Annotated in this window: 11 protein-coding genes; 5 read left to right on the top strand and 6 right to left on the bottom strand. The window is 41.5% G+C overall.

Annotated elements, in window-relative coordinates; all coding sequences use genetic code 11:
- Positions 1-325: 325 nt before the first annotated feature.
- The 5 genes from VB740_RS13730 to smc form a co-directional block, all read right to left on the bottom strand.
- Positions 326-1,387 (bottom strand): WD40 repeat domain-containing protein, encoded by a 1,062-nt coding sequence (locus tag VB740_RS13730; protein ID WP_323200547.1) that lies wholly within the window; start codon positions 1,385-1,387, stop codon positions 326-328.
- Between the two features lie 67 nt (positions 1,388-1,454).
- The gene (locus VB740_RS13725) at positions 1,455-2,036 is read right to left on the bottom strand and encodes a ferric reductase-like transmembrane domain-containing protein (RefSeq protein WP_323200546.1); all 582 of its coding nucleotides are present in this window, start codon (positions 2,034-2,036) and stop codon (positions 1,455-1,457) included.
- A gap of 952 nt (positions 2,037-2,988) precedes the next feature.
- Complete coding sequence (locus tag VB740_RS13720) at positions 2,989-3,222, bottom strand: hypothetical protein (protein WP_323200545.1); 234 nt, start codon at positions 3,220-3,222, stop codon at positions 2,989-2,991.
- 893 nt (positions 3,223-4,115) lie between these two features.
- On the bottom strand, positions 4,116-5,111 hold the full coding sequence (locus VB740_RS13715) for a PRC-barrel domain-containing protein (RefSeq protein ID WP_323200544.1): 996 nt from the start codon (positions 5,109-5,111) through the stop codon (positions 4,116-4,118).
- 58 nt (positions 5,112-5,169) lie between these two features.
- A complete protein-coding gene (gene smc / locus VB740_RS13710; RefSeq protein WP_323200543.1) occupies positions 5,170-8,829 on the bottom strand; it encodes a chromosome segregation protein SMC in 3,660 nt (1,219 codons plus the stop codon).
- Between the two features lie 458 nt (positions 8,830-9,287).
- On the opposite strand from smc, the gene VB740_RS13705 reads away from it, so the two are divergent.
- Positions 9,288-9,638, top strand: coding sequence for a DUF433 domain-containing protein (locus tag VB740_RS13705; RefSeq protein WP_323200542.1), 351 nt, complete (start codon positions 9,288-9,290; stop codon positions 9,636-9,638).
- Positions 9,616-9,978 (top strand): DUF5615 family PIN-like protein, encoded by a 363-nt coding sequence (locus tag VB740_RS13700; RefSeq protein ID WP_323200541.1) that lies wholly within the window; start codon positions 9,616-9,618, stop codon positions 9,976-9,978. Before VB740_RS13705 ends, VB740_RS13700 begins: the two co-directional genes overlap by 23 nt.
- Before the next feature lie 94 nt (positions 9,979-10,072).
- Here VB740_RS13700 and VB740_RS13695 read toward each other — a convergent pair whose 3' ends face one another.
- Positions 10,073-10,543 carry a BON domain-containing protein gene (locus VB740_RS13695; protein ID WP_323200540.1) on the bottom strand — a complete coding sequence of 157 codons (471 nt, stop codon included), beginning with the start codon at positions 10,541-10,543 and terminating at the stop codon, positions 10,073-10,075.
- A 341-nt stretch (positions 10,544-10,884) separates the two neighbouring features.
- Between VB740_RS13695 and VB740_RS13690 the strand changes: the two genes are divergently transcribed.
- From VB740_RS13690 to VB740_RS13680, 3 genes are all read left to right on the top strand, one after another.
- The gene (locus VB740_RS13690; protein WP_323200539.1) at positions 10,885-11,016 is read left to right on the top strand and encodes a hypothetical protein; all 132 of its coding nucleotides are present in this window, start codon (positions 10,885-10,887) and stop codon (positions 11,014-11,016) included.
- The gene (locus tag VB740_RS13685) at positions 11,016-11,936 is read left to right on the top strand and encodes a ribonuclease D (RefSeq protein ID WP_323200538.1); all 921 of its coding nucleotides are present in this window, start codon (positions 11,016-11,018) and stop codon (positions 11,934-11,936) included. The genes VB740_RS13690 and VB740_RS13685 overlap by 1 nt, the downstream gene beginning before the upstream one ends.
- Before the next feature lie 454 nt (positions 11,937-12,390).
- Complete coding sequence (locus VB740_RS13680; protein WP_323200537.1) at positions 12,391-13,233, top strand: tetratricopeptide repeat protein; 843 nt, start codon at positions 12,391-12,393, stop codon at positions 13,231-13,233.
- Positions 13,234-13,331 lie beyond the last annotated feature (98 nt).

Raw genomic sequence — 13,331 nt, 5'->3', positions numbered from 1 at the left:
GTGGGGTGGGCATCTTGCCCGCCCAGCTTATGCAGTTTAAATGTGGAACAGCTTAGAGTTTCCCGGTGTTCTTCTGTGATTGAAGTGGAATGTTCATTCGAGGGGCCTTGCTTTATGAAACTATGCAAACCAAAGCATTGGACAAACTGTTGAAGAATTAATCATCATTGTGGCAGCTTCATTTGAAGATGAATACCAGGATCGAATTGAATATCTACCCCTGAGCCAATAGCGCATTCTCCACTCGCTCACCCCATCACCTTTCTACTCCTCGCTACTAAGATAATAAAATACTTCTTAATTTTCCGGTTGAATTCCGAAGTACTTAATATCTGCCTTCTTCTTGATATTCGGGTATAGACCAAAGTTTGATGGTTTCGTCACTACTGCCACTTACTAAGGTTTGCCCATTAGGACTAAAAGCAACAGACCATACAGACTTGGTATGTCCTGCAAAGTTATCAAGGAGTTTGCCACTAGCTAGATTCCAAAGCTTGATTGTTGTGTCGTAACTACCACTAACTAAGGTCTGCCCATTAGGACTAAAAGCAACAGACCATACAGATTGAGAATGCCCTGCTAGAGTGTGCAACAATTTGCCATCGTCTAAGCGCCACAGTTTGATGGTTTTATCCATACTGCCACTAGCAAGGCTTTGCCCATCAGGACTGAAGGCAACAGAACGCACTTCTTGGGAATGCCCTGTGAGAGTCTGTATCAGTGTCGGACTGCCAGTGTTTAGCTGCCAAATTCTGATGGAGCTATCTTTACTGCCACTGGCTAACTTTTGGCTATCGGGGCTAAAAGCAACAGACTTCACCCAGCCTACATCCTGGAGTGTAAAGACTTTTTTGCCTGTGTCGAGATTCCAGAGCTTAATGGTATTATCAGCACTGCTACTAGCAAGCAATTTTCCATTGGCACTCATAGCGATCGCTTGTATATCGTCACGATGCCCATCAAGGGTACGGATGAGAGTACCTGTTTCCAGATTCCACAGTTTAATTCGATTATCCCAGCTGCCACTAGCGAGTATACGGCGATCGGCGCTAATCGCCAAGGATACAACTCCATCAGCATGACCTTTAAAAGTGTGGAGTAATTTGCCAGTGTGCAGATTCCAAATCTTGATCGTGCCATCATAGCTACCACTAGCTAAAGTCTTACCATCTGGACTGATAGCGATCGCATAAATCCACGTTGAATGTCCTTTTAGGGTTTGATCGGGTTGAATGATTGGCGAGGCCATAGCGCCAGGTGTAACCATCTGGAATGGAAATAGCAAACGATAAGAGCTAAATCCAACCAAGGTTGCTGTAGATGTGATTGCCAGCACTACTGTAACTTTATTAACAATTTTGTTTAACACTACAGACAGACTCTCCATTTACACAATTTAGGCGACAAATAGTACAAGAAAACAGAAAGCTGATTCTAGCCTTTTCACTAATTAGTTATTTTCGCTGTGGTACACTAACGCTTTTTTCTGCTAATTCTGCTTTAGTTACTTTCTTTGCATTTTTTTGTTGCTTATCTTGATGTTCAATCCAAAGGCGAATGATAAATAAAACCGTGATTAAAATAGTAGCAACAAGGCTAATCGGTGTTAAATATGTCCAATGTCCAGACATCTTATCCCAGATATGCCAAATCAAAATAACCATAGCTGGATAAGTTAGTTTGTGTAATTGCTTCCAGTTCTTTTTCAGCTTTTTTACACTCCAATTATTAGAAGTTATAGAAAGGAGTATAAAAATTATGAAAGTGCTTACACCCTGGATATATATCCAAAATGTCTTCGTGTCAAAAAAATCAAAGTTTCTCTTTTGCACCATTAGGAACCCATGACCTAAAGCCAAAAAGAAAGCTATAATACCGATGATCCGACGGCGTTTGAGCAGCCATTGGGGAATACCAGTCTCTTTGGTTTGCGGAAAAACAATTCTTAGAATTGTGGGAAGTAAGGTGGCTATATAGCCAGCTAATGATAGGAATCCGAGAATATTAGCCAGGGGTGATTCATCTATTGAAATCATGATTAATCTCTAAAAATAATATTGTTGGCTATAGTAGAAACTACAGATATAGACATTGAAAAATAACCTCCGCTCATCCTATTTGAAATAGCGGGTAAGCTAGGCATTTTAGGTTTAAAGTAAGAGCTAGTATTTTCCTAAGAAAACTTTGCTAGGTAAGTAAGTTTGTAATCAAGACTTTAGTCAATACAGTTAGCTTGACGTTTTAACGTACATCTTTATTTTTGGTACTCTTCTACTTACTTAGATCCATAAATTAGCTGCTTGATTAATTGTTTACATCGTAGTATGACTATTTGAGGGTTAATAGTACCCTAGAGGGTACTATCTCCAACTGCGATCCTTTATGGGATGGCGCAGCATTAACAAAATAGTCCCGTTAATGGGACTTAGGCAAAAAGTAGCCAGAAAAAAGCCTCAATTTTCTGGACTTTAGTTACCGGTGCAAAACTCCAAACCTTTACGGCGATTGATGTAAATCAAATATAAGCGTACCTACCCCAAACTTAAATAGGGTGTTTATAGTACACATAAACTATAATATTCCCAGAGGAATCAAGGATACGGAACGCCATTACTGGAGAATGCGGTGTAGGCGATCGCGATTTTCTCTTCTTCAAGCCTGTAGGGATAAAAATGGTGACTGAATCTCAATGAACAATAGATTTTTGTCAATTATTTTTGAATAATAATTTTTAATTTTTAATTCTTCATTTTTAATTCCCCAAAGGGGTTGACTTCCGCCTTGCGGTACTAGTCTAAACTCCAAACTAAAAAATACCTAGGCTTTTTTGAGGTTGTCCACAACGCTCAAAAAAATCCTAGGTAAAGCTTTATTTTTAAGGGGGATTTAGGATGAACTAGAATGTTTTGATACCTACAAGAGGACTTTTAAAACATTCTCTTAAATCTATTCCTGACATCCATTATTGAATCCTAATTAGTTGTCATCCTAAGATAGGAGCGTACCTCCACCTAGCTCTTTTTTCGGTATTTTTGGTATGTACTTATCCTGGTAGCACTTATAGTAAGTTCCACCCCATTTCTCATTGTAGTAGCTGTAACACTCGTATTTTTCTTTAGGGACATAGTAGTATCCACCACTATCATAAGGAGATTGGCCACCTCTAATGTCAGATTCTTCAGAGATTGATACATCAAAAAAAAGTAAGTCGGAAACAATCATTTTAAGTCTCCTTAACTTTTCAAATTTTGGACTAGCTGACAATCAAAATTTTCCTAAGAGGATGTCCGAAAAGCCTCTTAGATGTATATGAGCAATCGAGAAAATCGAGTTTTCATTGAATTGTAGGTTGAATTAAGCGAAGCGCAACATAAACAGACAACCCAAATGTTGGGCTTCCTTATGTCAATTCAATCTACATTTAAATCAATTAATTTGGTATCTGAAAACAGACCCTACAATATATCTGAGGAACCCAGGAACTCTACGCTTTTCAATCTGCTAGGCAAGCTATTTAGCCTTAATTACTAGATTATCAATTTCAAATCAACTGTTGTATTCATTGCAACTATTCTTTACTTGCTGGGAATTTAATAAACATTTTTGTAAGAGCACGTTAGACGATGCGTTTCAAGACTACTCGGGTTTTGGATTTTAAACTGGAATTTGGTTTGGGGAAAAGGTTACTGGGTTTGAGTTAAAGGTTTTTTCTTTCCCCTTTAATACGCTTGGGATAAGCTTTTTTTATTCTCTCCTCCTGCAACGCCAGCCTCAACGGATAAATTTCTTAACCCAAGCGTATTGCTTTCCCATTCCCCTTTTCCTCAAAACCCCACAAGTGGATGGTACTAAGAAAAGCCCAAAAGCTTGTGTCGCCTTGTTCCCAGCCTCCAGGCTGGGAATGTATTCAAAAGAGGCTCTGCCTCTTGTTAAGCTACTGGAGGCGGAGCCTCCCAGAATAGGTTCCCAGCCTAGAGGCTCTTAACCAGTCAGAGCAAGGGCTGTATCTTTTCTTAGTGCCATTCCCCCACAAGTATTGGGATGCGTTTTACTTATCGTTCATAAAAAAGCCCCCTCCTCGCTGGCGCGGGGAAGGGGCTAAGGGTGGGGATAGTCTAATATCCGCCTTCTTCTTCGTATTCTGGCTGTCTTTCTTTGACTTTCTTGGGAATATTCACGGGCTTCGGCGCATCTTCCCAAGCATCGCCCTCTACGTCGTCATAATCATCGTATTCATCAACGTATGGCTTGCTATAGGGCTGGGCTTCATACTTTAGCGGCTGCGGTTGTTGATACCTGTCGTTGCCCGTGGCTTCGCTCCAGTTATCTTCTTCCTCGTCTTCTTCGTATTGAATAGATTCATACTGCCGCGCCTTCATTACCTGACGCTGTGGCCTTTCTTCTTCCACATAGTCTTCATTCCATTCTTCTTCCCGCGCTACGGGTTCGGGGGCGCGAACTTTTTGTTTAGGTGGCTGCAATGGTACTCCGCTAGGCAGTTGATTCCCAGGTGCAACTTGGCGTGGTGGAGTATAGCCGTATTCTTCTTCTATATCTCGCTCCCAAGGTGCTTTGCCGATACCCAAACGCTCTAGTAAACCAACTGTCAACTGCTCTACTCGTTCTTCGGCTCCCTCAAACACAATCAATCGATTGGGGCCAGTGCTGACAATTTCATCTACTGAGAACTCGTAAGTGCTGAGAAATTGATCGGGGATTTGGGGCAATCCTAAAGAAGCAATAACTATGGAGTTAAGCTTTCCGGTTTCGCCGTTGAACTTGAAGCCCCGAACTTTGCCTAATACTTCACCCGTTTCTGTAATTACTTCCCAGTTAATTAGATTACTGAGAGATTCAACTTCGATATCTTCAATTGCATCTTCGTTATCAACTAGGATGACATCACCAATCTGGCTGATGTTGTTGAGGTACATGTAGCGCGGTATGCCCGAAATAGAGATCAGGCTGTCTCGCAAACCAAGAGCCACAACCTCTCGTTGATCAATATCAACCCAGACTTGACTGATGATGCCTAACCGCTTGCCATTGTCGCGGGTAATCACCTGGGTATTTAATATGTCGGAACGCCTAATTATCTGTTCAGAGGTCATTCTATACCGAGTCCTGATCTCCAATCCGGTTTATATATACACTATTATTAACAAAAATTCAAGCAGATGTATTGGATGATTGTAACTTAATCCCCAAAACTTGAGTGTAAGCTCCTCGTGCTTGAGTAACGCCAATTGTACGTTCGGCTGATTCTATCATCGGACGACGCAAACTCACAACTATAAATTGCGCTTGTTGTGACTGTTGTTTAATCATTCTAGCTAATCGTTCTACGTTTGCTCCATCTAGAAACATATCCACTTCGTCAAAGGCGTAAAAGGGCGATGGGCGGTAGCGTTGCAGGGCAAAGATAAAGCTCAAGGCTGTGAGTGATTTTTCTCCCCCAGACATGGAAGCTAGGCGCTGTACGGGTTTACCTTTGGGGTGCGCGACTAAATTCAGTCCGCTGCTAAAGGGATCTTCGGGATTTTCGAGTTGCAAGAAGCCGTCACCGTCTGAAAGAATGGCAAAAATTGATTGAAAGTTTTCGTTGACAGCATCGAAAGCTTCTTTAAAGGCAAGTTGCCGCAATGTGGTAAAGTTTTCAATCCGTAAAAGTAGTTCGGTGCGTTCTCCTTCTAATGTTTCTAATTTTTGCGTTAGTTCTTGGAGGCGGTTTTGAGTGCGTTCGTATTCTTCTAACGCCAGCATATTGACAGGTTCCATTGCCTGTAAGCGTTTAGTAAGCGATCGCAATTCTTTTTGCAATTCTTCCAAATCTACCTTATCTGGAACTTCTGGCAAGGGATTTGGTAATTCTGCTCCTACATCCCGCAACTGGGTTTGCAGTGCAATTAGTTCCTCCCGGCGCTTCTCTTGGGTTTCTTTGAGTTTTTCGATTTCCCATTGCAATTGTTGCTGGCGCAAAAGATGCGATCGCACTTCCTGTTCTGTAGCATCGCGTTTTTGTTTCTCTTCTCCCAAATTCTGCTCCATTTGACTCAACGATAAACGGGTTTGGGTGATTTGCTCGTCTATCGTTGTGGTTTGTGCAAAGACGCGATTCATCGCGTCTCTACAGGAGATTTGTTGGGTTTCGTATTCGGTGATTCGCGTTTCTGCTTCTTGGATTTTTTCTTGTAAACGTTGTTGCTGATTTTCCAAATTTTTTAATCTTTGTTCAGCTTCGCGTAACGCTGTCTCCCGTTGTTGCAATTGTTGCTCTTGAATTTTAATAGTCGCCTGGATTTGTTGCCATTCGCTGGGGGTTTGGGATGCTTCCAACTCTGCTAAAGCGTGTCGCAATTGTTGCAACTGAGTTTCTTGTCCAGGTAATTCCCGCTCCAAAATTTCCAGACGGGATTGAGCAGTGGCTAACTTTTGGCTGTTTTGGGCGAGTTGCGATCGCGTCCCCTCTAGTTGTGCTGTTAAATTTTTAATATCTTTCTGCAACTGTTCCAATTGCAACTGCTGTTCGCGCCGCGCCTGACGCGCTTCTGCGAGTTTTTGCGTTAGTTCTTTGGTTCTGGCTGACAAAGTTGCGATCGCTTCAGTACAACGCTCTAAAACCCGTTCAATGTCCACCAAGCGAGTTTTTAAAGCGATCGCTTCATCAGATTCCGCCGCTTCCGCATTGCCAAAGCGCAACGCTGAACGATTGCTGTTGCTACCACCAGTCATTGCACCGCTGGTTTCTAAGAGTTCCCCGTCTAAAGTAACGATGCGATACAGTCCTAAATTTTTCCGCGCCGCCTCAAGGTTGGAAAAAACTACTGTGTTGCCGAAAACATAGCTGAATACATCTTTGTAACGGCGATCGCAATCGACTAAGTTAACAGCATAATTAACGAAACCGCTAGCAAAACGCAGCGTTGCATCTTGAGTAAATTTGGGAGCGTGAATTTTATTCAGTGGTAAAAAAGTCGCCCTCCCTGCACGCTTCTGTTTGAGCAATTCAATCCCTGCTGCGGCGATGCTGTCATCTTCCACCACAATATGTCCCAAGCGTCCACCGGCAGCCATTTCCAAAGCTAGCTGATGGCGGGGTTCCACCTTTCCTAACTGCACAACTAAGCCACAAAGTCCAGGCATTCCCGATTGTAAAATGACTTTACTCGCTTGGGTTCCTTGGACTTCTTGCTGTGCTTGCGCTTGTGCTTCTATTTTATCCAACTGGCGTTGTTTTTCCCGTTGTTCAGAAAGTAAGCGTTTTTGGGTTTCTTGTTGGATTTGTAATTCTTGTTCTGTGGCTGAGAGATTTTGGGCTAAATTTTGGATGGGTTCGCTAGAGGCGTTAAATTCTGTTTGAACTTGATTACACTCAGTTTGTTTTTGGGCTAATTCGGGTTCGTCGCGTTCAATTAACTGGGTTTGCTCTTGGATAAGCTGCTGTAACTGATTATTGCGTTCTGTGAGTTGGGCTTGTTCTGTGCGTTGTGGTTCTAGAGTTTGCAGCAGAGTTTCAATTTGGCGGTTGAATGCCGTTTGTTGCTGCACCCACGCTTCAGAAGCTGAGGCGATTTCGGCGGCGGCTTCGCGGGAGGTTTCTAGAGCTTGGTGGGCTTCATTCCTTTGGTGTTGGGAAGACGCGATGAATCGCGTCTCTACAAGCTGGGTTTCGGCAATTTCTGCTAGGGAATGACGGTGTTTTTGAATTTCTTGCTGAGTTTGAAGCAGACGTTTGGCGGTTTCTTGGGAAGCTGTTTCTAATTCGGTTAGCTGACGCTGGAGTTGTTTTCGTTCTGCTTCTTGGGTGGCGAGGGTAGATTGTACCGCCAAAAGTTCATCTTCACCTAATGCTTTCACATGGGCGTTGAGTTGTTCAAGTTCAGCAGTTTTTTGAACGATTTCGGAATTTAGGTTTGTGAGTTGAGTTGAGAGTTCACTCGAATTGCGATCACCTGTTTGAATTTCGTGAACTAACTTTTCTTGTTGTGCTTGCAAGGAACGCCATGATAAAACAGCTTCCCAGGATTGCTTGGCTAGAAATTCCGTGCGGAGTTTTTGATATTTCTCAGCTTTAGCACGATCTTGGGCAAGGCGATCGCGCTGTGCAGTTAATTCCGTTTCAATAATCCGACAGCTATCTTCCTTTTCCTTCACCTCATCTAAAGTTGATTTGGCTTGAATGATTTTGCGATCGAACGCCGCCACCCCTGCCAATTCATCAATAATTTCCCGCCGTTCCCGCGCATTCATCGAGATAATGCTGGTGACATCCCCTTGCAGCACCACGTTGTAGCCTTCAGGATAAACCCGCAGATTACTTAGTTGCTGATGCAACTCTGTCAGCGTGCAAGCTTCACCATTGATATAGTAATTCGACGTGTAACTTCCTTGGTGAGTGACTCGCAGCCTTCTAGTAACACTCCACTCTGCCGATTTTGGATTTTGGATTTTGGATTTTGGATTTTCTTCCTCTGCTTCCTCTGCTTCCCCTGCCTCCTCTGCCTCCTCTGCCTCCTCTGCTTTCTCACTCTGCACCTTCGCGTCTTTGTGTGAGATTTCATCCGACAAATCAAACGTTACAGTGACGCTAGCCTCAATAGAAGCGCGTCCTTTAGAGGTTTGAGTGTTATTTACCAAATCCGGGAGGCGATCGGCTCGCATTCCCTTAGAACTAGAAAGTCCTAGACAAAATAGCAGTGCATCTAGAATATTAGATTTACCTGAACCATTTGGCCCAGATATGACAGTACACCCCGGTAGCAAAGGGACTGAGGTAGTGCCACCGAAGGATTTGAAGTTCGTAAGTTCCACGCGCTTGATATGCACCATAGGCGCTGGTTCACTGGGCTAATGAAGAACAAGTGTATCAACTAATTAAAAATTCGCAAGAGGGTAGGGGAAAATTAGGGATTATTGTAGACGTGTAGCAGCTTGTCGCAGGCTACCGCAGAGAAGGTAGGACAATCATCGTTCAGAGAAGACACAATAGAGTTAGGGAACTCCAAGAAATAAATTATCCCGCTTGAAGTTGTTGACTGTTGACTGTGAACAGTGAGATATTTTTTTATTTGGAAATCCCTTAGTACAAGCACGAGATTTCATTACAGGCGCTCAAAAGCAACTAGATCAAATCATTTCAGTTTTAGATCAACTAATTGGAAAAACAATCAACTCATGTAACATTTTGTCGTTGGCAGAGCGATCACTATCAATTTATTACTATTGATTGCAAGAATATTTTATAAGTATGTAAGATAATTTTATGGGTAAACATAACAAAGTAAATTATGCAATTAGAAGATTACTTCGACTTTCAGCGACCTGATGATATTCGACTCAAAGGTACAAGAGTAGGAATTGAAACTATACTCTATGATTTCATCCATCGGTGTCGGACTCCAGAGGAAATTTCCCAAAGTTATCCATCAGTAACTTTAGAGCAAATATATGCAACTATTCTCTATTACTTGCATAACAAGGGAGCAGTCAGTGCTTACATAGCTAATTGGCTAGAACATAGCCATCGAATGCGAGAAGAACAGCGACGCAATCCACCGCCAGTTGTAACCAAATTGCTAAAACTGAAAGCTGAAAGAGAAGCAATGAAAAAGATACATGACTCTCAAATATCTTCTTGATGAAAATGTTGATAAAGTCTACAATCGCCAATTTGTCCAGCGCAACCCTAACTTAATGATGTGGGTAGTTGGTGATCCTGGCGCTCCTCCCAGAGGGACATTAGATCCAGAAATATTATGCTGGTGTGAAGAATATAATTTTATTTTAGTCACAAATAACCGTACATCTATGCCTAGACATTTAGCTGAACATATCGCGCAAGGGAGTAATATACCAGGTATTTTTATTTTGACTGATAAATTAACCATCGGTCAGATTATTAGTGAATTAAGTCTAATTGCTCAAGCATCTTTTAATGATGAATATCAAAATCAAATTATTAATTTACCACTACTTTAATCACGATTATTTAAGCAAAAAAACAGGGCTTACACAGATGTAAGTCCCTGTTTAGCTTTTATACCGATGTTAACTGAGAACTTCAGTTATTCTTTTATGGCTTCACAGCTTCAACTTTTGCTTCCACCTTTACCATCTTTACACCTTGAACTTCTTTAGCCAAGGTTTCAGCTTTCTGGAGTTCTTCAGCAGAAGCCACTGTGCCTTTGAGGATAATTTCACCCTCTTTATTTTCAACTTGTAACTTGTTGCCTGGTAAGCCTTTATTCAACTTTTCACTAACTTCAGTTTTTAAATCGCTCTTAGCTTTTGTTGCTGCCGTTTTTTCAGAATCGGTTTTAACTTTAGTGCCTATAGTAGCTGCTAAAGGAGTCATTTCTGTTGCTGGAATCTTAGCAGTAGTTTTATCGGCAGTTTGATTTATCTGAGAAGCTGGTGTTGCTGGTGCTTGAGCAGCTTGATTAGTAGTGCTAGGAGTTTCTGAACCAGTTTTAGGAGCTTCTTCGCAGCCAAAAGTACCAACTACCAAAATGCCACTAACTAGTAATAGAATTAGCTTTTTCATTATCTATCTCCGAATTGAGTACTTGAAGCGATTAATTGATGTGTGTGTCATGGTGAGGAGCAGATGTTAAAAAGCAATTAAAGGTGGAGTAACAAAAGTGCCCAAGCAATAGCTCAGGTTACTGAAAATCAAAACTTGGACAATTTCTTGCAGCTAAGATTTTGCTGCCAGTTTTAAGAAATGCCAATTCAATTTTCCTGATGGCTGCTAACTAGGATGCCTCTGCATACAGTCTGTAGCTCTCTATTAATTTAATGTAGATGCCCAGTAGCTCTCTCAATGGTAGACTATGCCACCCCATTATGGTGACTCGATGTTATCAGATTTAATTTAGTTTGGCGATGTCTATAACCTACGCGACTCAAAAATTCAGCGTTTTGGCAATACTGTGGCAACAAAATCACCAACAAAATGTTACTTTAGAAAACTATGGCTTACTTAGAATCCCTCAACTATCAGGAAATATTAGCTAATGCCGTACCTTACTTATGCCCACGAAATTAGTGCCATTGTTGCTGAATATACCAACGTTAAAACGCTGTGGATAGATACAGAAGTAGCTGACTATAAAAGTCGTAATCCCCGACTATCGCTGATTCAGGTATTAGATAATCCTAAAGATATGAGTGGCGATCGCGTCTATCTTTTAGATGTACTAGATCAGCCTGATATTATAGCTGAATTTATTGAAAAAATTATGATTAATTCTACCATTGAAAAAGTTTTTCACAACGCCAGTTATGATCTAAAGTTTCTCGGTAACAAGAAAGCCAAAAATATTACTTGCACTTTGGAAATGGCAAAAAAAATTCCTTACTATCTTTTGCCATTACCCAACTACCAACTCAAGACTATAGCTACTACACTTTGTAGCTTTAATAATATCGAAAAACAAGAACAAAAAAGCGATTGGGGAAAACGTCCCCTGACTGAAGAACAGATAGAGTATGCTTACCTAGACTGCATTTATCTGGCTCAAATCCACTCAAATTTGTTAGGATTACAAGCCCAAGCTAACCCCGAACCCGCAACGGAAGACTTAATATTACTCAGTACAAGATACTCGCAACTTGAGCAGCAATGGAAGTTGTTGAATTCAGAATTTGAGCATTTGCAAGAACGCATGAAAAAAGCCATGCAAGCTCAGAATATATCGGAAACTTCTGCTCACAAGCTAACTAGTTATGAACGTACTACAGTTAAAACTGCATTTACAGAATTGGCAAAGCTAGTACAAACCCAAGATATTAATTTAGATTTTCCAATCACACTAACTCAAAAACTCCAAAAAGATTTAGGGCAAAATCTGGAACACCTCTCTGTAGAGATTGAAAAAACCACCTCTTGGCGGCTAGCTTTCAAAAATCAAGAGAGTGAAACAGAGAATGATTGACACTCCCCGCGCTAAAGCAACGGGGATTCTTGAATCTAAGACATACAGCAAATTGCGAGTTAGTGAGGTACAGATAATCGTAGGGATACAACATATTGTGCCCCTACTCACATACTTCATTTACCTGAAATACGCTGTAAATCTGATACAGATACATGAGTAAAGACATACATCTGTACACCTCTACAGGCGATTCATATATTGCAAAGGTATTTTAATTGGTAGAAAAAGTAGAAAGATCATGATATAAAAGCACAAAAATGATAAGTTTTGTACTTGATGTTTTATAATTGCTCCTATACATAAGCATTAAATAAAGCTATTGAATATCAGCTAAATCAGTCAATTAATTTTATACTTACTATTAAAAGTTAGAATAATTATTGCGTGAAAGAATGGAAACCTAGATTTTAGTACTAGTTTTTTCAGGTGTTATGGCAGTTGGTATTAACTTATGAGACGGCGTTTCTTTAAACAAAAGCAAACAAGGGTAAATACTTTATTTACCATAGCTATTTTTACTACATTGACCGCAATAAGCAGTATTTCTTGCAGTAAAAATGACAATGTTTTGGTAACAGAAATAAAAGTTACTCCACCTAGCCGTCGTTCAGCTACAGCTTCCATTGGTGGAGAATTCTATCTTCAGGGAAAGAATCAGCATTTAAATGGCGATTTACAAGCTGCGATCGCTTCATATAATAAGGCAATTGATCAAAACTCTCAATATGGCGCTGCCTACAACGGCCGGGGATTAGTCTACTTTGATTTGGGAGACAAGGAAAAAGCGATCGCAGATTACAATCAAGCACTTCGCATCAATCCTGACGACGCTGAAGCCTACAACAATTTGGGGAATGCCCGCGCCTCACTAGGAAATAACAGAGAAGCAGTTAGAGATTACAGTGAGGCGATTCGCCTGAATCCCAACTATGCCGAAGCTTACAATAACCGAGGAAATGCCCGCGCCACCTTGGGAGAAAAAAGAGGGGCACTAGATGATCTTGATCAAGCGATTCGCCTCAACCCCAAATATGCGATCGCCTACAATAACCGAGGAAATGCCCGTGCTGCCAATGGAGATCCACAGGGGGCGATCGCAGATTACAATCAAGCCATTCGCTTCAATCCTAACTTTGCCCCTGCCTACAATAACCGAGGCAATGCTCGCGCCACTAATGGAGACAGACAGGGAGCGCTCAAGGACTTGGAAAAAGCAGCAAGCATTTTTCAAAATCAGGGCAACAATGAGTTATACCAACAAGTGACGAAAAATATCAAAGAGCTTGGACAGTAGGGAGTGGGGAGCAGGGGGGAGCAAGGAGCAGGGAGCAGGGGGAGCAGGGGGAGCAGGGGAGGCAGGGGGAGATGAGGGGGACAAGGGAGAATTATTGA

Source organism: Nostoc sp. UHCC 0251 (assembly GCF_034932245.1).
Classification (GTDB): domain Bacteria; phylum Cyanobacteriota; class Cyanobacteriia; order Cyanobacteriales; family Nostocaceae; genus Nostoc.
This window is presented reverse-complemented; position numbering and strand designations above follow the sequence as displayed.